This window comes from Flavobacterium notoginsengisoli (genome assembly GCF_042686225.1).
Taxonomy (GTDB): Bacteria; Bacteroidota; Bacteroidia; order Flavobacteriales; family Flavobacteriaceae; genus Flavobacterium; species Flavobacterium notoginsengisoli.
This window is the reverse complement of sequence record NZ_JBHUOT010000003.1, coordinates 149,601-171,701: the sequence shown is the minus strand read 5'-3', so window position 1 is coordinate 171,701 and position 22,101 is coordinate 149,601. Positions and strand designations below refer to the sequence as shown.

Sequence of the window (22,101 nt, the reverse complement as noted above, 5' to 3'; positions counted from 1 at the left end):
TCCCTGTGGTTGAAACCACAGGCTATGTTTGAAAATAATGGCGTGACAAAAAATGAAGTCTTGAAAATATATCGCTCCGCTAGAGCTTTGTTCTACATGTGATTTCATTTGCTATAAATATTTTCCTCCTCTGTAGCAAACTTGAATACGGCTAGTTTCAAAAAATTTCACTATTTTTAAACTAAACCTTCATTCTTGCATTTATGAGCGATAAATCACAACTTTTAAGTTCTATTTTCAGGCATCTTGACGGCTTAGTTACTGCACCGGTAGCAATTGCACTAAAGAAAAAATCTGTTTTAGAATTTATTTTAGAAAAAGAACAGATGCGTTTAGCTGAACTTGTAAATGCTTTTAACGCCAACGAAGGTTATCTGAATATTGGTTTGCGAATCTTGGCTTCACAAGGTTTTCTGGAATACGAAGTGAATAACCAGACTCAGGAAATTACAATTACTGTAAATGAAAAGACCAAAACCGCTTTTTCACTGTTTTATCTTTACGAAGATGTAGTTGATCTGCTTCAATTATCTACACAATTTCATCCGAGACAATTTGAAGATATTCCGTTTGAAAAACTCAACCTTATTTTTGAAAAATATAAAAAGGGATATGGAATCAAACTTTCAGACGATCCTTTAATCAATGAAATTCAGAACCAGATTTTAAAACACATTGAAGGCTATTTGATTGGCCCAACCATTGTTCGTTTGGCAATGAACGGCATGTTTCACAAATACTTTATGGAAACTTCTTTTAGACCAGAAGAATTTCATAAATCGCCTGAGAATTTTAAAAAGATTTTAGATTTTTTTGTGCATCTGGGATGGTTCTTAGAAAAAAACGGAAATTATCAGTTTACCGAGGCAGGTTTATATTTTGCCAAAAGAGCCAGCGCTTATGGCGTGACCGTTTCTTATCTTCCGACTTTTGCTAAAATGGATGAATTGCTTTTTGGCAATCCTGATATTTTACAAACTGATAAAGGCGAAACTGAAATTCATGTGGATCGCGAAATGAATGTCTGGGGAAGCGGCGGCGCACACGATACCTATTTCAAAGTAGTGGATGAAATTCTAATTCAACTCTTCAATCTCCCAATTGAAGAACAGCCAAAAGGAATTCTGGATATGGGATGTGGAAACGGTGCCTTCTTACAACATGTTTTTGAAGTGATCGACCGACAAACTTTAAGAGGAAAAATGCTTGATGAATATCCGTTATTTTTAGTTGGTGCCGATTATAATCAGACCGCTTTAAAAGTGACTCGCGCCAATCTTATTAAAGCAGATATTTGGGCAAAAGTAATTTGGGGTGATATTGGTCGTCCAGATATACTTTCGGCTGATTTAAAAGAAAACTACAATATTGATTTAAAAGATTTATTGAATGTAAGAACGTTTCTCGATCACAACCGAATTTGGCAGGATCCGGAAAAAATTCATTTGAACAGAATTAGTACTTCCAGCGGAGCATTTGCATCAGGAGGAAAAAGAATCAGTAACAATCTGGTCGAAGATAATCTTTTGGAACATTTACAAAAATGGTCGCCTTATGTACATAAATTTGGTTTACTGTTAATAGAACTGCATACCATAAATCCGAAATTAACTGCCAAAAATCTAGGAAAAACTGCCGCAACAGCTTACGATGCCACTCACGGATTTTCGGATCAATATATTGTTGAAATTGATGTGTTCAATAAAATCGCTGCGGAAGCTGGTCTATTTCCGGATCAATCCGTTTTTAAACGATTTCCGGATGCCGATACTGCAACGGTAAGCATCAATTTATTAAAAGGAAAATGAATCCAGCATCAAAATCAATTAAATTTATAAAACATAATTTAATAGAAAAAGGGGATTTTATTTCCCCTTTTTTACTATAATTCAATACTTTATTGTTTCGGATCAACACTTAAAGGCGGTAATGCCAATTCTTTACTATTCAGTAATTGTTTTGCCTGCTCAATAGTTCTGTATTTCCCAATTTCCATTGGTCCCGCATAAGAACCACTCTGTTGCGGTCTTGGAGGAGTTGCGGCATACGTTTTCATGAGTTCCAGAATAACCTGATCAAAAATTACCATTGTCCATGTTTTTTCTGTAAAACTGTTCATGAAAAGATCATAGCGTTCCTGCGGATCCTGCCATAAATCATAAACTGCGGGAACCGTTGCGATATAAGTCTGATCGCCTCTCCAGCCTAATTGTTGTCCTGGTGTATCGCTTCCCGCCTGCGCTCCGTTATCGCCTCTTGTATTAAATACCGCTTTCCATTTTCCTATACGTACTGCTCCCGGAGACAATTCGTTTTCTGTAAAATAAAACCATCTGTCACGAAGTGGTTTTCCCTTTTTAAACAAAACATTCGACATATCGTAGCTGTCAAAAACCATTGGTTTTCCTTCTTTGTCATTTTTAGGAAGTTCAACTCCTGCAAGAGCTGCAAATGTTGCCATCAAATCTAAACCTCCAACAATATCGTGGCTTACACTTCCTGCTTCTATTTGTCCCGGCCACCATGCAATGGCAGGAACCCGGCTTCCTCCTTCTCTATCTGTTCCTTTAGAACCTCTAAAAGGTGTATATCCCGCATCTGGATGAACATCTTGCCAGGCACCGTTATCAACTGTATAAATAACGATTGTATTATCTGCAATTCCAAGAGAGCGAATTTTATCCATAATACGCCCTACGTTATAATCCATTTCTACAACAGCGTCACCATATTTACTTTTGGCCGGCGATTTACCCACAAATTGTTTGGATGGTAAGTTAGGCTGATGGTTTTTGGCAAAATTGATGCACATAAAAAATGGATCTTTGGATTTACCGTATTCATCAAGCTGTTTCAAATTATTATCAACCATATTAATATCCAGTTCAGCAATATTTTCTTCCGTAACTGGGCCTGTATCACGAGCTGGTTTTCCTGCTTCTCCTTCTAAAATTCCTTTAGTAGATTTTTTAATAAAATTTGATATTTCTGGTGCCATGTCAGGATTCCATGAAGGAAAACAATAGGTATACGCATTTAAGTGATACAAAACGACATTTTGCATTTTATCAAAACCATGCGCAATTGGCATAGCATAATCTGCTTCTCCTAAATGCCATTTTCCTGAAAAATAGGTTTTGTAATTTGCTTTTTTTAACACAGAAGCCAAAGTCCATTCAGCAGCCGGAAGTCCGCCTCCTTGCCCTTGAAAGGCTACGGTTGTCATACCGCTTCGATTCGGAATTCTTCCCGTAATCATGGCGGCTCTTCCAGGTGTACAGCTTGGCTGTCCATAGAAAGACCAAAATTGCATTCCTTCTTTTGCCATTTTATCCAAATTCGGAGTTGGCATTCCTCGGCCGACACCTCCACCATATACACCTAAGTCTCCCCAGCCTGTATCATCAGAAATTACCATAATAATGTTTGGTTTCTTTTTCGTCTGAGCATTAACAAAACCGATTAAAGTCAAACAGAGAAAACCTGTAAAAAACAATTGTAAGACATTCTTTTTCATGATTTTAAAGTTTTAATGATTATATAGTTGTATAGAGATCTTAAATCTTAAAATGGCATGGAATTTATCTTTAGGCGAAAAGTAAAAGGCAGCAACCTAACAAACCTTCATTAGGAGGATAATTTATTTTGATTCAGAAAGTTACAATTTATAGGGTCTGGCAATTTTAAAAACTGGTTGCAAATTATAACTTGAAACCTATTTCAATTGATTTTTCTATTTCAAAATGAAAATAGTTATAGTCTTTGCTGTAAAATAAAAAAAATGCTAAACTTAATTGTTTAGCATTTTTCTATCATTTCTGTATAAACTCTCTATCACTCAAGGTCTTCATAAATGCAATGAGATTTATCTTTTCTTCTTCTGTGAGCGGAATCTTTTTTCCATTTCCTTTAAAAATAGGATCTAGATTCTCGGCATCCAAAACACCGTTATCAAAATAATCTAAAACAGATTTTAAAGTTGAAAACTGTCCAAAACTTCCATAAGGCGCTGTATATTCAATGTTTCTCAAAGTTGGAACGCGAAAGCTCATAAAATCAGAAGGAATTCCTGTAACTCTACCGCGTCCCGCTTCATTGGTATCTGTATTTAATGGAAAACCGATATTTCTAAAACTCTGGTCGGTAAATAATTCTCCTGCGTGACAGCTCGCGCATTTCTGCTGAAAAGTTTGATAACCTTGTAATTCACTTTCGGTAAAAGACGTTTCTTTTCGTTTTACTTGATCGTATTTGCTATTGACAGAAATTAGGGTGTATTCAAACTGTGCAATACTTTTGTAAATTCTATCAGGAGTGATATTTTCATCTCCAAAAGCTTTTCGAAACAAATCTTTGTAAACCGCATCATCTTTAATTTTACCAATCACTTCCAAAATAGACGAATCCATTTCTTCATGTGTAATAATCGGTACTAAAGGCTGATTTTCTAATTGTTGTTTACTTCCATCCCAATTGTAAAACTTCATAAAAGCTAAATTTTGGATAGAAGGCGTATTTCGGAGCCCAATTCTTCCTTCAATTCCAACTCCCTGAGGCTTTTGATCTGTAAAAGCATGTTCCTGAATATGACAGCTGGAACACGAAATCGTATTGTCTGCACTAAATCGTTTATCAGAAAACAGTTTTTCTCCTAATTCCACACCGTATTTAGTTGGTTTGTTTTGATTTACAAAAGCATTTAGTTCCGGAAAACCAGACGGAATATTCAAATCAATTTCAGGATTATCAATAGCAATCATATCTGAGTCATCATTATTACAAGACGTCAGCAATACTAAAAGCGATATGATACCAATTATTTTTTTCATTTTAAATGAATTTTAAAAATTGAACTGTTTTTTGGTCTAGTATAAACAGCTCTGAAAATTAGGACGCGGATTAAACGGATTCGCTATCGCGAAAAGGCAGATTCAAACGGATTTTTTTTAAATCTGTGTTTATCCGTGACTTTACGAAGTAAATCAGTTTTATCCGCGTACTTTTTTTTAGTTTTCTACAGCAGTTACAGAAAACATTCCTGTAATATCGCTTGATCCGTTTCCTCCTAAATTATCTACAAATTTTACCATTTGAGCAGCAGTGTGAACGTTTGGAGTTGCATTATCATTCATTCCCGTTCCAGTTGATAAAGTGATTGTATTCGATTTTCCACTTAACAATTTGTCGAAATCAGCTTTTATTTTAATTTTAGGCGCCGCACTTCCTACAATTGCATTTGTTGTCAGGTTTAAAGTAATATCTCTGTAAGCATTTACGCCTTGGGTGTAGTTTGGAGCAGTTCCTTCAACTGTGCTTCCGGTATGAATAGACATGGCTTTATTATCGGCAGCATAAAAACCTTCCACTTTTGTAAAACGGTAACCACTTCCCCATTCCCACATCATGGCTGTATCGTTTGCTCCAGCAGCTGCGTAGAAATTTGGAAATCTTACTTGATCTAAAGTGTTTTGTTCTGGTTTGATTCCTAAACCAAATTTAATCTGCTTATAAGTTGCAGATGGCACATTACTCAAAACATAACTTAAAGAAGCCGTTTTTGCCTGATCGATTACAGCTGCTCCTTTATCCAGATCGTTTACGTTATATGGAATTTCATCTCCATTGTCTTTTACCAAACGAATGTTGCTGATGACATATTTTAATTCAGAAAAATGATGTATTTGTCCCGCTGCAGATGTATTGGCTGTAGCCGAAGTTGAAGCCGCATTTCCTAAAACAATCGTAGTATTTTTGAAAGTATTATTGAATTCTAAGGTTACATTATTCGCCGCTGGATTGTTATCATCGCTTGAACACGATACGAATGCTAAAGAAGCAAGGGATAATAAAAGGTATTTTTTTAAATTTTGCATTTTGTGATTTTTAAATTTTTGTATTAAATAAACTCAAAAGATGTTATTAGTACATCTTTTTCATTGAGATCTAGCAGTAAGAATTTTTAAACACATAGAAACATAGATTTTATTTGACCTGATAAAGATTAAATAAAATGGCAAGTCATTTAACACATAGCTATGTGTATTAATGCAAGTGAAACGCCTCTTTTCTACACTCCGAAAAACTATGTTTCTATGTGTTTAAATTAATTTTATTTGAGGGGAATTAATCAGCAAATAGGCGGTGGTACAAAAATTTCAAGACAAGGTTCTGTTTGTCCTGTCTCTTTGTAAATCAATACTTTATTAGAATTTAATGCTTTTATAATGTGGAATGTAAACTCAATTTCCGAAGTCAAAATAATATCAATATTTTTACTAATACTCGTTAGTTCTAAATCACTGTTATGATCTGATTTTTCCAACTCTTTTTTAAGATGACATTTACCATGACACTGCAATTGTGGTTTGGCTTTGTTAACACAAAATTCCTTTTCAATATTTTGCTGGTTCAGTTTAAAGTGCACAATAATCAATGCCTGCTGGAAAGAAACCAACAGCAGTAAGATTATCATTGTGATACTAAAAACTTTTTTCATTTTTATTAGAAGTTGAATTTTAAAGAAGTGAAAATATTACGTCCCATTCTCGGAATATTTCCCCAGTCGGCATAAGTGCTGTAATATTCATTTAATAAATTCTCCGCACCAACCTGAACAACTGTTTTTACCTGATTAATTTTGAATGAATAATTTGCCGAAAGATTCCAGATCACATAAGCTCCTGTCAAATCTTCACCATATTCCGGACTGTAATTGATTTGCTCAAAATCACCATTTACAGAAGTCTGGATTCCGAAATTTTTATGCATAAAATGAAGTGAAGTCAGATAACTCAACGGACGAATAAAGGGCAGATTACCACCGTTATTATCCATTCCTCGTGCGTAAGTCAAAGTTCCATTCCAGTGTAAATGTTCTAAAATATCATAACTTAGATTCATAGACATATTCAGAAGCGTAGCGTAGTCTAATGAAGTATACCCTTTTACTCCAACCGACTGATAATTCATCGGACTTCCCATACTTAGAATTCTTCCGATTATATAGTTTTCAATGTAGAAATAATTGATTTTTCCCTGAATGCTAAATCTTTCGTTTTTAAATCCTGCCGATGCATTTCCTTCATACGAAATTTCATTTTTCAAATCAGGATTCCCGATGTAATCATAACGATCAAAACTATTGTAAATGTAATAGCCGTAACCTTCAGAAACAGAAGGTGCTCTGTGTCCGTACCCTGTTCCGACTGAAAAATTAAACTGATCAATATCTAAATTGTAACCAGCATGTAAACTTGGTAAAAATCTTGTTTTTTCCTGCGGTGCTCCAGGATGGAAAATCCAGTTGAATTCGACATACTTAGAATAATTGTAATTCACCCCCAAAGAACCTCCTAAATTCACCTGACTTTTCTCTGAAATATCCCAGGAATTATTCATCGAAAGCCCCGCATAACGAGTTGTAACCCAAGGCCAGCTGTAAGCAAACATCGTTCTTTCGCTTCTATCCTGCGGATACATTCTCATTTCAGCAATTGATAAATTATCGTAAGCATTCAATTGTATTTCAGACGAATAACTATTCTTTTTCAAATTAGCCTTCGAAACCAGACCGTAAGTTGTACTCCAGCCCGGCATATCCATGTGAACCAGATTTTCAGGACGCGTTGTATCGTCCATATAATGTTCGATAGCGTTGAAATAAATCTTGGAATCAATCACTTTTACCAATCCATCTTCAAATAATTGTTTGTATGAAGCAGATGTAATTAGAGCACGGGAAAGCGATAAATCCATCGGCAGCGCCGGATACCCCACATCTTTTGCCATATCAAAAATGGCATCTAATCTTACTGAAGATAAATCAGTCGTTTTATAAGCAAAACCAAATGAAGTGTTGAACTTTTTATATTGCGAATGTTTTACTTCATCATTATTTCCATCGTAATAATCATCGGCTTTTCGGTACGAAATACTTCCTTCAGCAACAAATCTTTCACCGGAATAAGAAACATTTCCAAGATTAAAAAACTGTTTGTTATTAAACTCAAATCCGCTTTGGTAGGCTCCGTTCCATTTTTTGGCTAAGCCAAAAGGCGTGCTTTTTCTTTTTAAATCGATGCTTCCCGCAATCGTTGAACCATGAAGACTTCCCTCCTGCCCGGATTTTATATCAATTGCCGAAAGATTATTACTTTCTACATAAGAGGTAATTGGGTCCATTTTATCGGTACAGGCACCAAAAATGTGCATTCCGTCAATCGTAACTGTAGAACGTTCTGTACTCATATTATTCAGCAAAGGTTCCCAGGCATAAGCACCGCGCTTGATAAAACTAATATTATCTGCCGAAGACAAAAATTCATCAACCGAAACAGCCATTTTCATTTCGGTTTCGATTTTCTTTTTGGTTGCGTTTTTAACTGTTACTTCTTCTAAATTTTTGATGCTGTCATGATGTGCATGCGGATTTTGAGCCATTACAGACATTCCTGAAAAAAGCAACATTAGTATATATTTCATGTTTTTAGAATAAAGTATCAATATAAAGTTCACTTTTCACACCTTCTACTCCCGGCGTAAAATCAGTTGGAACAACAGTTCCCTTTAAAATCAGTCCGTTTTGGTTCAGCAGAATTAGATTCAAAGTCCAGTTTCCTGTCATGGTATAATTGACCACTCCATGATACAAACCATCATTCTGCTGCGTTAAATCCTGATTATTTGGCGAAGAGTGATTTCCCATTGAAGGCTCAGGCATTCTTGGATCTAATTTTAAAGTATAACCAGCCACTTCAGCATAAGAAAACTGTGAAGGATCCGGAAAAGTTCCCGTTGTATTTACAGGTTTATTGTATTTATAAATTCCTGCCACCAATGGATTTTCAGCTACTTTTGGCTTTTGTGGAGCAATCAGTGCAATCACATATTGCTCGTTATCTTTTCCGGTAAAAGTGGTCATATTGAGGTTTTTATTGTTTTGTTTTTCAACTGAAACCTCCTTGTTAACCTCATATTTTTGATTATTAACCGTAAAGCTTACATACAGTTTCCAACTTTCTCCTGCTGCGCTTTCGTTTGTAAATACAGAATAGCCCGTGAAATATTTATTGGTTGAATCATAAGCCAGATTGTAATCGTGCGGACAAGAACTTGTGCTTCCGTTATTACTCAATATTGGCAAAAAAGTAACATCAGTTGCGCTTATGCTTTGGTTGTTCTGCGCATTGACCACTTTCAGATGAAGCTCATTATAACCTTTATAGAAAGTTCCGTTTAAAGCTTCAATGCTAATTTTATAGTTACCGCTTGTTAACGAAGTGGCTTCTTTAAACTCATAATATTCCGGAACCTGAGAATCGATCTCAGCTTCATAATCTGTTTTATCGATTGTACAGGAAGTAATTACACCCAATAGTGCAATCACTAAAAAATTGAAAGATTTCATTTGTAATGAATGTTAGAAAACGTTTTAAAATGCAGCACAAAACAATCCGTTTTGGAAAGTTCAAATGCCGTGAAATTTTAATGAATATTTTGAATTGAAAATGCATTTTTAAGCATTTCAATTATAGAAGTAAGATCTATTTTCTGTATAAAGAATAAGCCCGGATAAACTGTTTTCAATTATCGAACTGAATTTCCTGAAGATTAAAAACTGAAGATTTGAAAATAGTACATTTTTTACATCATCCAAAAAATGAACAATGTACTTCGATTTGAAAAACAGAAAAATGATCCCGAATTATACGAGTGGAGGGTGAAAAGTAGGATTAGAAGTTCCAATAGGTTTCTTTTCAAACAAAGTAGAAGTATTTTCTTTTACTTCAACAACAGAAATTACATTTAAAACCACTTCAGCAGTATTTTGAACATACACCAGCTCTGATTTCTCTTTTAGGCTGTCCTGCATTTTCTTTTCGTTATCAGAATATTTTTTGATACTTTTTTGAAGTTCACATCTACCGTTACAGTTATTAAAAACCTGTTTACGCTGTACACAAATTGTTTGTGCAATTTCTTTCTGATTGATTTTGAATGATGCATAAACGAACAAGCTGCCAAATGATGGCGATAAAATTAAAATCGAAAGTACTATGATAATTAACCTTTTCAACTGCTTGTTGTCTATTTTGGTGACAAAAGTACATACATTTTTGTATTTATTTTAACTAAAAGTGCTTTTTTATTTAATAAAAGACAAAAACATCTTCTTTTCTTTTTTTTTGAGAAACTTTTCAAACCTAAAAATTGAAAACTCTAATCGTCAAAAAACACTGTTTATAAACAACTTACATGATAATTTGACAATAAAATAAGTTTATTATATAACCTATTCACTTGCCATCTTTTTACTTTTGAAAGACTTAACTTAACAACTTACTACCATGGAAACTCCTGCAACTAACAACAGTAAAAGACCTATTGTTTGCACTACAATTGTACATAATGGGGATAATAATGAATTGGTATTTATACGATCTTATCGTGGAGACTGGGGACACTGGGATGATAAGATTGAAAAATGCACGTCTGAAGTAAGTATTGATGAATTGAAGATTTCCGAAAATGAGCTACCTGAGATTCAATAGTTTTTAAATCATACAAACTGCTGTATTTTGATTTTTTACTAACTGTACATTAAATCCTAAATCTCTTGCAGCACGCACAGTGGAATCATTTTCCATATTATCTAACATTCCGATAATGGTTAAATTTTCAATCTGATTATCCTTCAGATATTCAAACAAACCTGTTTCTACAAAACCATTAGAAGTTTTTTTAATAATTACTTTTTCCCCTTCCTTTGGGGTAACTTCTTCAAATATTTCGGCTCCGTAAGTGCCCGAAACAAAATGAGAGGCATTTTTATTTACGGCAATATGCTGTAAATGAATTATGGTTTTTCTTTTCTTTCTAAAAGCCTCCAAAGTTTTTTTAGCTCTTGCTGCTGTTTCGTAACTTCCTTTAAATTCCATTTTTCCTTTATAGAAGTAATCATTTTGTATTTCTATTAACAATAATGCTGATTTTGTATATTTTCTTTTCATTACGGTATAGTACTTTACATCTTCTTATTGAAAAAAAACTGCTGGTTTCAGGTGCTTAGTTCAAACCAATTATCATACACATTCAACCAAATAAACTCCGGACCCCTCTAGAGCCTGTACAAGACAGGATTGGTAATAATAGGTACTAAATAATTAGGGATAAATTTTGCAGCTTTGTTGTACGAAACCAGCAGTCCAACAAAAAATAGCTCTAAAAAAAATGAAGCTTTTTCTTCAAAATTGGATTGCGAAACTACTAATTTGAGAATGGCAAAAAGAGGGTTTTTCTTTATCTTTTACGTAATAAGTAAAATATTTGCAAGCTAACAAAAACCGCAAAAAATACATTTTCAACACTTTAAACAAAAACCTGTTATTTTTTAAAAATTTCAGTTCATAGACCTAAATGAAACAAAATGTAGTAATTTGAAACAATTTGGTCTCAAAAAAAAGGGAAACCACATACATCAGAAAGAAACTTATAACACATAAAAATTTAATGTTGTTAAGAAAACAAATACCCAACCGTATTTTGAAAAATTTTACCTACATTCCCCGTTTACTATACTCAAATTATATTACAAGAACAGAATATATATTTTTAATATAAAACTGTTTGTTTTAAATTATAACTAAATACCACATGCCTTTAAAAAATACCCTTTTCCTTTTTACTTTATTTTTCACAAATTACCTCTGCTATCCACAGCAATCCTTTGAACATATTTATACCGAAACCTATCAGGTCCTGCTAAGTTCTAATCCAAAAAAAGCACTCAGTAATACTGATTATCTTTATAAAATTGCAAAAAACAATCCGGACCGAATAAAAACACGAATGCTCAAAGCTCATATTTTGTATCAATACGGAATTCACAATGAAGCTATTAATGCTTTACAAGATGCAGACAGCCTGGCATTAATAAGCAAAGATTATGCTGTTCAGGCTAAGATTTATGGTTTTATGGCATCCCTTTATCGTGAAAGTGAAATCTATCACATTGGGAAAACTTTTCTTAACAAAGCCGTTGCTGTGAGTAGAAAAATAAAGGATAAAAGTGAAATGTACCGATTTCAGGGAAATTTATCTCAGGAACTTGCCTGTTATGAATTACATAATTCTAATTATTCTAAAGCCATTACGCATCTTAAAAAAGGCATTCAATTATTTGAAAAGGCTGCAGCTGTTAGTGATAAAAACTATCAAATTGCTATTAATGACGAACTTATTGCGAGAAACTATCTTGAATTAAAAAAAGCAGATTCTGCCTTGTTTCATTATGAAAAAGCAGAAAAAGAACTTCAGGAATCATTGTCTTCTGACAGTCCGTTAAGAGGTTTTATTTATAATGGTCTGGCTAATGTTTATTTCACCATGAAAGACAATAAAAAAGCACTATTGCATTATAAAAAAGCCGAAGAAGTCGCTGAAAAATCAGATTACTCAGCTTTAAAACAAGAAGTTTATAATTCTCTTATGGAGTTTTACAAAAAAGCGGATACTAAAAAATATATCGTTTATAACGAAAAGAACTTAAAACTAAGCAAAGCCGAAAATGACAATAAAAAAGTTATTGCAGATGATCTGATCAAATCACTTCGCAGAAGTCATTTGGACAGTCAGTCACAATACAAAAAGAATAAAATCATTATTATCGGTATCTGTCTTTTTGCAATATCCATTACTGTGCTGATGTACGTTTTTAAAAGAAAACAGGACTACAAAAAAATCAGGGCTTTTATCGATCAGAGCCAAATAATTAAGGCTACTGAAACGAATACTGAAATAAAGAAAGACACTAAAGAATACATGTCGGAGGCAACCGAAAATGCTATTTTAGAAAACATAAAAGAATTTGAAAATTCGCTCTCCTTTCTTAACAAAACCTTGTCTATTAATTCTGTTGCTTCAGGACTAAATGTAAATCATCGCTATTTATCTTATGTTATAAACAAACACAAATCAAAGGATTTTGCGGGATACATTAATGAATTAAGAATAAATTATATTGTAGATCGTTTGAAAAATGATCCGGATTATTTAAAGTATAAAATCAGTTATCTTGCTGATCAGGCAGGTTTTGCATCTCATAGCCGATTTACAATTACATTCAAAAAAATAACGGGCGTTTCTCCGTTGGCTTTTATTACTTATCTTCAAAATAATAATGAGGTAGCGTAAATGGTTATACTTTTTTAATTTAAAGATTAGTTTAAAGATATTGAATGTGTTGGGCTTGTTTTGAGTTTATTTTTTTTTCGCAAAATGTTAAGAAAAAAGATTACTTATAAGGATGAACTCTTTTTATTTCAAACAGATATTAACCGAATCAAAATCATGTAATAAAAAAAGGCAGACAAAATTAATTGTCCACCTTATCAGTTGGTATTACATTGGATTAATATTTTTGTTTAAATAAATTTCAAAACGTTTTAACTTCAATTTCCTCCCCAGACTTTCATTAACTTCTCTAGCCGTTCGGGAAGATTTTTCTGTATATAATCACATTTAAAAATCAACAGCTTATCATTCGCATAGTCAGTTATCCTAACTTCTGCTACAAAACCTCCTTCCGTCCTTTCTGAAATAATTTTACTTATCTGAATAGGAAACTTTTTAGGAGAATTTAAAACATAGGCTTCATACTTAAATTTGTAATGGTCTACTTTCTTAAAACCTCTTGCGACTTTATAGCTAATATTCTTAATAATAGAATCTTTTATTACTATATCTGTCACACCTGAAAAAAAATCAACTTTTTTTGAAAAAAAACTAATACCCTCTTTCTTATTGTCAATTTTTTCTTTAGCATAAGGTTTCTCATTAATATCTAATTTCTTGTAGGATGCATAATTACCTTTTTTAAAATTTATAAAAAAAACGTTTAAGGTATCTGATCCTTTCATTTCACCGTTTTCAAGCTTAACTTTAGTTAAGAACTCTATTGCATTTGCCTGAGCATCTACAATTAAAACTGCTGGTGGCATAAAAGCCTGCGCAACGGATCCGGAAGATATTTCACTTTTAAGAGTAATGTAGCCTGAAAACTTTTTTGAACTCTGTGAGCAGGATGAATTAATAATTAAAAGTAATCCTAGAATAGCAATTCTTTGGAACATAAAAATTAATTTAATAAATCCTAAAGACGCAGTAATTATCAATTGGAGTATCACGCCAGCCTACAATATGTATTGTTCCTCTTACAGTTGATACAAACTGGCCCATTGGTGTAATCAAAATATCCCCTGCAGAATTATTATCTACCCAATTGATAAGTCCGAGATGTATTCCTTCAAATCGTGTTCCTTGATGCAACACCTGAATTATCTCGGTAAGAGAGTGCGTTACAATTTCAAAAGCTTTAACTCTCCAAAGATTGTGCGGGTTTTGTGCGACAATCCACTCCACATTACGTCTGTGCTGACTTCCTGCCATATCATAGGTTGGAATAATACCCTGAGCTCCACCATAAACAGGTATAATCTCTCCCATCTGCTCTAAAGAATAGTCATTCAAGACAGCTGCACTTACTGCTTCTGATTCATCTATTACAGTACTGCTTTTTTTACTGAACCTTGCTTTTATCTGTTCCTGACTAGCCCCGTCTGCATTAGTAAATTCTTTTACAAACTGTCTTGCTTCAGCAAGAGTTAAATCATTTTTATCCGATGTGGATAGATCACGCTCGTCATTGTCATTTGTACATGACAAAATACAAGTTGCGAATAGTAAAACCGCCATAGTTTTACTAAAATACATTTTTTTCATAATAATTTTTGGATTTAATTTTGTAATACAACTTCTACAAACATACTGTTTTGATTTAAAAGAAAAAGCATAAAAACAGAAGATTTTACCGACATATAATAAGAATTATATATCTGGAAATTTTTAATATGAAAAAATATTTAATCATCAAAAAGTAAGACAAAATTTACTTATTTATATATTAAAAATATATTTTCAGTCCTACAATAAAAAAATGAAGTATAAAAAAAGGTAATCTGATCATAGTTTTGTTTTCATTTTCTGAATTAGACTTTTAAAGAAAATATTTTTATAAAATATACGGACTATATTCTCTGCTCTGTCAATTGCATTTTATTTAACTGTTAATAAAACATCTGACACAATTCATCTCTTCATAAATACCATTCAAAACACTTTCATTTTAACAAAATAATCGCCATTATTTTGACCAAAATCTTCAAATTCATGCGATATAATCGAAAAAATATCCAATTAACTGATAAAAGTTATAGATTTGCTCTTAAAACAAGAACAATTTTATTCCTTAAATGGAGAATACCACATCAGATATTTTATTATGGCAGCAGATCAAAAAAGGTGATATTACCGCCTTTGAAAAGCTGTATGATAGTTACGCTGATGTTTTGCTTACTTTTGCTTTACAATATACTAACGAAACTTCGATTGCTAAAGATGCAATTCACGATGTGTTTTTAGACATTTATAAATACCGAAGCGGTCTTGCCGAAAGCGTCAATGTAAAATCGTATTTGTTTAAAATCACACAGCGAAATGTTTTAAAAAAACATAAAGCTTCTCAGAAAACATTCTCTTTAAATACTGATTACGATTCGGTTATATTAAAAGAACTTTCTTTTGAAGAAACTTTAATCGAAGAAGAAAATGATGCAGAGCTAAACTCCAGGCTGGCTTTTGCAATGGAAGAACTTACCGAAAAACAACGCAAAGCTTTATTCTACAGATTTAACGAAGACAAACCTTATGAAGAAATTGCCTCTATTTTAGGCATTTCTATCGAGTCCTGCAGAACACTGATATACAGGTGCTTGAAAGAGTTAAGAAAAAAACTTTAAAAAAAGGTTATTTTTTATGTCTATGTTTTACAAGAGTAGTTCTCTTAGTATTATATACCCCATAAAAACATCGCCTTGCAAATTAATTTTAATAAAATATCGAACGATGAAAAAGATTCTTTAAAGAATCAAATTCGTCACGGATTAATCGAGCTGGAACAAAAAGAAAACAAACGCAGGAAAAAGAAAAGATTAATCGCCTTTTCTGCCGCCGCGAGTGTAGCACTTTTAGCTGGATTATTTATAAACCAAACTCCGGAAAGCAAACCTAAAACCGATTTAGAGCTTTTTGCAGAAAAAGGAGCAACAACTGAATCTAATGCAGACTTAGAGGATATCTCTCTTGTACTGCAAGATCAGAAAACTATTGCTGTAGAGGACAGTTCTATCATCAGTTATGGAAAAAACGGTAAAAAAGTTACAATTGGAGAACAAGCCATTAATACCAACTCTAACAGTTCTTCTTTTAATACCGTTAGAGTGCCTTACGGAAAAAGAACTCAAATTGTTTTAACTGACGGAACAACCGTTTGGCTGAATTCGGGTTCTTCTTTAATTTATCCAACTCAATTTGACGGATCAATTCGTGAAGTGTATCTAACTGGTGAAGCCGCTTTTGATGTAGCACACAACAAAGCCAAACCTTTTTTCGTAAAAACAAAAGAATGCGATGTCCGTGTTTTAGGAACGGTTTTCAATGTGAGCTCATATCCTGAAGACGAAACGGTTCAAACTGCTTTATTACAAGGAAAAGTCCGAATTACCTACAACAAAAAAGGACTGTTAAACAATAAAGAAATTCAGGAAGATTTAACGCCGGGAATGATTGCCACGATCAACAAAAATCAAAAACAGCTTAAAGTAGAACGAAAAGACGTTGCTTCAATATTATCCTGGAGAGAAGGTTATTTTACTTTCAAAAGCCAGTCTTTGAATACCATTTTAGGGAAACTTTCAAAATATTATAAACTTGAATTTATAAAAGGAGAAAATTTAAATCTTGATGCTAATTATTCAGGAGCATTTGCTTTGAATGAAAATTTAAATAATCTGGCCAGTACTTTATCAAGTATTACCAATAGTAACTGTACTGTTAACGCAAACCAAAGAACTATTACAATTAAATAAATAAAAAAATCAATTCTAAAAACCACCAAAGCCTATGATATAAAACCAGAAATAAACATATCAACCTTATTTGTAAAAACTAACCAAAAAAAAACCAAAAGATGTTGGCGCATCTTTTGGCGAGTTGTATAACTGCAGTCTACGTTATCGACTGCATATTAAATCCAAAACAAAATTATGAATAAAAAACATAATTCAGAAAAGTATTTTTCTGGACGATACCACTATTACCTATATCTGCTGCTTATGAGATCTGTTACTGCATTTATCTGGATAAGTATGTGTAGTTTATATGCGAACCCTTCTTTAGGACAAAATAAAATACATGTTCGTTTCAAGAACACTCCGTTAACCGAGGTATTTTCTACTTTAGAAAAACAGACTAATTATGTCTTTTTCTATAATGACGATGTGCTGAAATCGGCCAATACGATTACATTGGATAAGGACGCAACTATAGAAGAAATTTTGAATAATGCCTTAAGAAGTAACAATCTTACTTATGATATTATTGATAAACAAGTTGTTGTAAAAAGAAATAAAAAGAAAGCCGAACAACTGGAATATGAACTAACCGGGAAAGTAACCGATAAAAAGGGTGCACCGCTTGTTGGTGTAAATGTAATTTTAAAAGGAAAACAAAGCTGGGATATTACAAGAAAAGAAGGTGAATACCGAATGATGGTTTCTCCTTATGATACTATTATTTTCAGTTCTTTAGGATATAAGACTGTAACGGTTGCCGTTAACAATAAAAGAGTGATCGATGCAACACTTGTTCCGGATGTTATGGAACTTCATTCTGTTGAAATTCCTGCTTCTAACGGTTATACTGAAATTCCAAAAGAAAGAGCTACTGGCGCTATAGAAGTAATAGGCGCCAAAGATATTGCTAAAGTTCCTACTGTAGATATTAATGCCAGATTAGAAGGAAAAATCGCTGGTGTTATGGTTGATCCAAGAACTGGAAACATAAGCGTTAGAGGTACAACTAGTTACAGTGGCACTTCACAACCGCTAGTTGTTATTGATGGTTTTCCGCAATCCATGAATGATTTTGCTTTTAGCAGAAGAGGTGTTTCCGGATCCTCAATTTTGAGTTTCTTAAATCCTGATGACATTGAAAACATTACTGTTCTGAAAGATGCGGCAGCAGCTTCTATCTGGGGTTCGAGAGCGGCTAACGGAGTTATTGTGGTAACTACTAAAAAAGGAAGAAAATCTGAAGAACCTGCTGTAAGCTTTAGCACAACCACAACTTTTGGAGAAAAAATGGATTTGTCTAAATTGAGAGTCATGAATACCGCTCAATATGTAGATTATGAAAAAGACCTTGTAAACGGAGGATTTGTTGCTGATAATATCTCGAACTGGCAGGCGGCCAACCCAAGTGCTGCACAGGAAATTATGTTTAGAGAAAAAAGAGGCGAAATTACCACAGCACAAAGAGACCAAATGCTGTCATCGCTTTCTCAAAGAGATAATTTAGGTCAGATTAACAAATATCTACTTCAAAATTCGATCACAAAGCAATACGATTTCTCTGTTTCTGGAGGAACTGATAAAAGCACCTATTACTTAGGTTTAGGTTATAATGAAGATGATGCCGCAATGAAGGGAAATAACTCTAAATCGTATAATGTTACCTTAAACAATACATTCAAATTAAAGAGTTTCCTAAAATTAGAAACGGGTATTAATTACCTTTCATCTAAATATCAGACCAATATTACTGCAAATGAAGCTTTATCAAATGTTTCTACTTCTGCATTGAGACCTTATGATATGCTCGTAGACGAAAATGGCAAAAGTTTAGATTATTATATCAAATTCAGACCAGAGGTAATTCAGGATTTTGATTCAAAAGGATATCTTCCCTGGACATATAATTATATCGATCAGCTTGGTTTTTCTAATGTTAATACAAATGGCGAAAATATCAGACTGAATGCAAGATTAGTGGCAACTATTACCTCTTGGTTAAATGTAGAAACTTCAGGTATGTATACTTCGATCTTCAGCAAAACCAGAACATTGAACGAATTAGAAAGCTACTATACCAGAAACATGATTAACGAAGCTACTTCTATAGCAAACGGAAAATTGGTTTATGGAGTTCCTCTTGGTGCTACTTTAGGAGATACCAATCAAAAAAATGAATCTCAGAGTTTACGTTTTCAAATGAACATTAATAAATCATTCAATGAAAATAATTCTTTAAACTTTTTGGCTGGTGCCGAAACTAGAGAAGAACGCAGAGAAGGCTCTACGCAAACCCGTTATGGTTATAATACCGACACTAATTCGAACACAGCAGTAAACCCAACACAATATTACAATACCGTTTACGGCTGGTCAACTTACATAGGAAACTTTGACACTAGTATTAGTAAATACAGAGACCGCTATTTGTCTTACTACGCACTTGGATCTTATGATTTTAAAAACAGATACCATATTTCTGGAAGTGTTCGTTTTGACGATTACAATTTACTTGGTGCTTCTAGAAGAAATAGAGCTTTACCATTATGGTCTGTTGGGGCAAAATGGGATGTTAACAGAGAGAGTTTCTTAAAAGAAGTCAGCTGGTTAAGCACTCTTTCTACCCGTGTTACTTATGGTAAAGCCGGAAGCGCTCCTGCTGGAGGATATGGAAGCAATAATGCTATTATTGGTTTAGGAGGTATTGATTTTTATACGCAATTGCCAACAGCAACAATATCATTACCAGAAAATCCATACATCAAATGGGAAACTACCGCTACTTTTAACGTTGGTTTAGATTACGGCGTTTTTAATAACAGACTTCGCGGTAATGTTGATGTTTATTACAAAAAGACAAACGACATCATCACAAATCTTCCTTTTAACCCTACTTACGGATGGGCTTTTTTAATATACAATGCAGGAACTCTAGATGGAAATGGTGTGGACTTAGGATTAAGCGGAACAATTTTCAACGGAAAATTTAAATGGAACAGTTCATTTAATTTTGCCTACACCAATAATAAAGTTACCGATTCTAGATTTAATGCAACAGCTGCCAATCAATATCTTGGAGGCTCTCCTATCACAGGTGTTAATGTGAGCTATTTATACGCATACAGATGGGCAGGATTAGATAGTAACGGACAATCTCAGATTTATGCTAAAGACGGAAGTATAATAGATTCTTCCAAAGGTATTAATGCTGTATCTAAAGATGACCTAAAATATATGGGAACTACAGTTGCGCCTTACTTTGGAGGATTCATGAACGACTTCTCATTCAAAAATTTCAATTTAGGAGTTCAGGTTACGTACTTTATGGGAGCTGTATTTAGAAATCAACTAATGCAGAACTATCCATCTTACAGTGGTGTTCAATATGGTGCAGTTGCCAAAGATGAAATTATTGCAGATCGTTGGAGACAGCCTGGAGATGAAGCGATAACAAATGTCCCTGGATTGGCAAACATCAACTATAATAGTTTGAATCGTTTTCAAAATTCAGATATTAATGTTTTATCTGCTGATAATATTCGTTTGCAACAAATTTCATTGGGTTATACAGTACCAAATGAGTGGTTGGAAAAAACATTTTTCAAATCGTTGAGTTTCAATTTTGCAGCAAGAAACCTAGGATTGTTATGGGTAAGAAATGACGAGGGAATTGACCCGCAATATCTTTCTTCAAACAATTATAACACTCTTGCGCCACAGCGTACGTATACGTTACAATTTAATTGCAGCTTTTAATTAAAAAAGAACTTATTATGAAATTTTTGAAAATCACATTATATATCATTTTACCATTATTGCTGCTAAATTCCTGCAGGGATTATGTTGAAGTTGAACCTGTTGGAAACAATAGAGTTTTAAAATACACATCAGATTACCGAGCATTAGTAAATGGCTACAGCACTTACAGTGGTTCTGGAGGAATGTATCTTCTTTCTAACGCCGATGTAGACTTTCCGATAGCTTATCAAAATCAGGTATCTACAATCTGGGCAAACAGTTATACCTGGAAATCTAGAATTTTTGATGAATCTCAGGGGGATTCTGACTGGATCAATTTATACAGAACTATTTATTACAATAATGCGATCATTAAAGGTGTAATGACAAGCGAAAAAGGAACTGAAGCAGAGAAAAAACAAATCTATGCAGAAGCCTTGGTACACAGAGCATTTGCTTATTTACAGCTTGTAAATATCTACGGCCCTCAATTTGACCCAGCTACTGCAAACTCTGAAAAAGCTGTACCGCTTTTAGTGACACCTGAATTGTTTTCGTCATTAGAAAGAAGCTCTGTGGATGTCGTTTACAAACAAATCCTTTCTGATCTACAAGGCGCTTTAGCCAATGATCTTGTAGATACTCCAGATTTTAATGTACTTCCATCAAAGAAAGCCGTTTATGGTATTTTAGCCAGAACCTATTTATACATGGGACAATACCAATTGAGTTTAGATAATGCTGAAAAAGCGTTAAACATGCAAAACGGATTAATCGATTTAAACTCTTTTGCTACAGCTTACAGCTACCCGGTTTTATTAAGCAATCCAGAAGTGATTTTTTCTAAAACCTTACTGACCACTTACAACGGAGCACCATTAGCTCAGGATTTATTGAATAGTTTTAGCAGTAACGATTTACGTTACAATTATTACACCATTGCAGGAAACAACTTCTTTCCTTCGCATACAGGAAGAGGTTTTGGAATTGCAACTTACAGCAATACTACTGGGATCAACATTGGAGTTTCTGTCCCTGAAATGTATTTAACTGCTGCTGAGTGTTATGCCAGATTAGGACAACCTCAAAAAGCTGTCGATTACCTAAACATTTTAAGAGCCAAAAGATACAAAACAGGTTCTGCGTATCAAGTAAGCGCGACTACCAACACGGAAGCTTTAAATCTAGTTTTGACAGAAAGACAAAAAGAATTCATCGGAAGAGGATTCCGTTGGTTTGATCAACGTCGTTTAAACTTGGATCCAAATTTCCAAAAAACCTATACAAGGGTTTTCAAAAACGAAACCTTTACTCTAGCGCCTAATAGTGCTGGATATGTATTCCCAATCCACCAAAATTACATCGATCTAAACCCTGAATTAGGGAAATAAAAAAACGT

Annotated in this window: 16 protein-coding genes; 6 read left to right on the top strand and 10 right to left on the bottom strand. The window is 33.7% G+C overall.

Annotation, left to right across the window (positions count from 1 at the left end):
- Positions 1–203: 203 nt before the first annotated feature.
- Positions 204–1,808: a class I SAM-dependent methyltransferase gene (locus tag ACFS3A_RS08710; protein WP_379824996.1), complete on the top strand. Its 1,605-nt coding sequence runs from the start codon at positions 204–206 to the stop codon at positions 1,806–1,808.
- Between the two features lie 89 nt (positions 1,809–1,897).
- Here the strand turns inward: ACFS3A_RS08710 and ACFS3A_RS08705 are convergent, their stop codons facing one another.
- From ACFS3A_RS08705 to ACFS3A_RS08670, 8 genes are all read right to left on the bottom strand, one after another.
- On the bottom strand, positions 1,898–3,517 hold the full coding sequence (locus tag ACFS3A_RS08705; RefSeq protein ID WP_379824995.1) for an arylsulfatase: 1,620 nt from the start codon (positions 3,515–3,517) through the stop codon (positions 1,898–1,900).
- A 295-nt stretch (positions 3,518–3,812) separates the two neighbouring features.
- A complete protein-coding gene (locus ACFS3A_RS08700) occupies positions 3,813–4,829 on the bottom strand; it encodes a cytochrome-c peroxidase (RefSeq protein WP_379824994.1) in 1,017 nt (338 codons plus the stop codon).
- A 177-nt stretch (positions 4,830–5,006) separates the two neighbouring features.
- On the bottom strand, positions 5,007–5,873 hold the full coding sequence (locus tag ACFS3A_RS08695) for an MbnP family protein (RefSeq protein WP_379824993.1): 867 nt from the start codon (positions 5,871–5,873) through the stop codon (positions 5,007–5,009).
- Positions 5,874–6,127: 254 nt separating this feature from the next.
- Positions 6,128–6,496 (bottom strand): hypothetical protein, encoded by a 369-nt coding sequence (locus ACFS3A_RS08690; RefSeq protein WP_379824992.1) that lies wholly within the window; start codon positions 6,494–6,496, stop codon positions 6,128–6,130.
- Between the two features lie 5 nt (positions 6,497–6,501).
- Positions 6,502–8,466 carry a TonB-dependent receptor plug domain-containing protein gene (locus ACFS3A_RS08685; protein WP_379825334.1) on the bottom strand — a complete coding sequence of 655 codons (1,965 nt, stop codon included), beginning with the start codon at positions 8,464–8,466 and terminating at the stop codon, positions 6,502–6,504.
- A 19-nt stretch (positions 8,467–8,485) separates the two neighbouring features.
- Positions 8,486–9,406: a hypothetical protein gene (locus ACFS3A_RS08680; RefSeq protein ID WP_379824991.1), complete on the bottom strand. Its 921-nt coding sequence runs from the start codon at positions 9,404–9,406 to the stop codon at positions 8,486–8,488.
- Positions 9,407–9,703: 297 nt separating this feature from the next.
- A complete protein-coding gene (locus ACFS3A_RS08675; protein ID WP_379824990.1) occupies positions 9,704–10,075 on the bottom strand; it encodes a hypothetical protein in 372 nt (123 codons plus the stop codon).
- A gap of 478 nt (positions 10,076–10,553) precedes the next feature.
- On the bottom strand, positions 10,554–11,009 hold the full coding sequence (locus ACFS3A_RS08670; RefSeq protein ID WP_379824989.1) for an isochorismatase family protein: 456 nt from the start codon (positions 11,007–11,009) through the stop codon (positions 10,554–10,556).
- A 643-nt stretch (positions 11,010–11,652) separates the two neighbouring features.
- Between ACFS3A_RS08670 and ACFS3A_RS08665 the strand changes: the two genes are divergently transcribed.
- The gene (locus tag ACFS3A_RS08665; protein ID WP_379824988.1) at positions 11,653–13,191 is read left to right on the top strand and encodes a tetratricopeptide repeat protein; all 1,539 of its coding nucleotides are present in this window, start codon (positions 11,653–11,655) and stop codon (positions 13,189–13,191) included.
- 257 nt (positions 13,192–13,448) lie between these two features.
- On the opposite strand, the gene ACFS3A_RS08660 is transcribed toward ACFS3A_RS08665, so the two are convergent.
- Positions 13,449–14,129 (bottom strand): hypothetical protein, encoded by a 681-nt coding sequence (locus ACFS3A_RS08660; RefSeq protein WP_379824987.1) that lies wholly within the window; start codon positions 14,127–14,129, stop codon positions 13,449–13,451.
- Positions 14,130–14,139: 10 nt separating this feature from the next.
- A complete protein-coding gene (locus ACFS3A_RS08655) occupies positions 14,140–14,778 on the bottom strand; it encodes a hypothetical protein (protein ID WP_379824986.1) in 639 nt (212 codons plus the stop codon).
- A gap of 530 nt (positions 14,779–15,308) precedes the next feature.
- Here ACFS3A_RS08655 and ACFS3A_RS08650 point away from each other — a divergent pair.
- From ACFS3A_RS08650 to ACFS3A_RS08635, 4 genes are all read left to right on the top strand, one after another.
- Positions 15,309–15,854, top strand: a complete 546-nt coding sequence (locus ACFS3A_RS08650) for an RNA polymerase sigma factor (RefSeq protein WP_379824985.1) — start codon at positions 15,309–15,311, stop codon at positions 15,852–15,854.
- 75 nt (positions 15,855–15,929) lie between these two features.
- Complete coding sequence (locus ACFS3A_RS08645) at positions 15,930–16,982, top strand: FecR family protein (RefSeq protein WP_379824984.1); 1,053 nt, start codon at positions 15,930–15,932, stop codon at positions 16,980–16,982.
- Positions 16,983–17,159: 177 nt separating this feature from the next.
- Complete coding sequence (locus ACFS3A_RS08640) at positions 17,160–20,720, top strand: SusC/RagA family TonB-linked outer membrane protein (protein ID WP_379824983.1); 3,561 nt, start codon at positions 17,160–17,162, stop codon at positions 20,718–20,720.
- 17 nt (positions 20,721–20,737) lie between these two features.
- Entirely contained in the window at positions 20,738–22,093 is a 1,356-nt protein-coding gene (locus ACFS3A_RS08635; protein WP_379824982.1) for a RagB/SusD family nutrient uptake outer membrane protein, read from the top strand.
- Positions 22,094–22,101 lie beyond the last annotated feature (8 nt).

Excerpts from the sequence above, each read along its gene's own strand:
- ACFS3A_RS08710 (WP_379824996.1), top strand. The coding sequence starts at position 204 with ATGAGCGATAAATCACAACTTTTAAGTTCTATTTTCAGGCATCTTGAC.
- ACFS3A_RS08705 (WP_379824995.1), bottom strand. The coding sequence starts at position 3,517 with ATGAAAAAGAATGTCTTACAATTGTTTTTTACAGGTTTTCTCTGTTTG.
- ACFS3A_RS08700 (WP_379824994.1), bottom strand. The coding sequence starts at position 4,829 with ATGAAAAAAATAATTGGTATCATATCGCTTTTAGTATTGCTGACGTCT.
- ACFS3A_RS08695 (WP_379824993.1), bottom strand. The coding sequence starts at position 5,873 with ATGCAAAATTTAAAAAAATACCTTTTATTATCCCTTGCTTCTTTAGCA.
- ACFS3A_RS08690 (WP_379824992.1), bottom strand. The coding sequence starts at position 6,496 with ATGAAAAAAGTTTTTAGTATCACAATGATAATCTTACTGCTGTTGGTT.
- ACFS3A_RS08685 (WP_379825334.1), bottom strand. The coding sequence starts at position 8,466 with ATGTTGCTTTTTTCAGGAATGTCTGTAATGGCTCAAAATCCGCATGCA.
- ACFS3A_RS08680 (WP_379824991.1), bottom strand. The coding sequence starts at position 9,406 with ATGAAATCTTTCAATTTTTTAGTGATTGCACTATTGGGTGTAATTACT.
- ACFS3A_RS08670 (WP_379824989.1), bottom strand. The coding sequence starts at position 11,009 with ATGAAAAGAAAATATACAAAATCAGCATTATTGTTAATAGAAATACAA.
- ACFS3A_RS08665 (WP_379824988.1), top strand. The coding sequence starts at position 11,653 with ATGCCTTTAAAAAATACCCTTTTCCTTTTTACTTTATTTTTCACAAAT.
- ACFS3A_RS08660 (WP_379824987.1), bottom strand. The coding sequence starts at position 14,129 with ATGTTCCAAAGAATTGCTATTCTAGGATTACTTTTAATTATTAATTCA.
- ACFS3A_RS08655 (WP_379824986.1), bottom strand. The coding sequence starts at position 14,778 with ATGAAAAAAATGTATTTTAGTAAAACTATGGCGGTTTTACTATTCGCA.
- ACFS3A_RS08650 (WP_379824985.1), top strand. The coding sequence starts at position 15,309 with ATGGAGAATACCACATCAGATATTTTATTATGGCAGCAGATCAAAAAA.
- ACFS3A_RS08640 (WP_379824983.1), top strand. The coding sequence starts at position 17,160 with ATGAATAAAAAACATAATTCAGAAAAGTATTTTTCTGGACGATACCAC.
- ACFS3A_RS08635 (WP_379824982.1), top strand. The coding sequence starts at position 20,738 with ATGAAATTTTTGAAAATCACATTATATATCATTTTACCATTATTGCTG.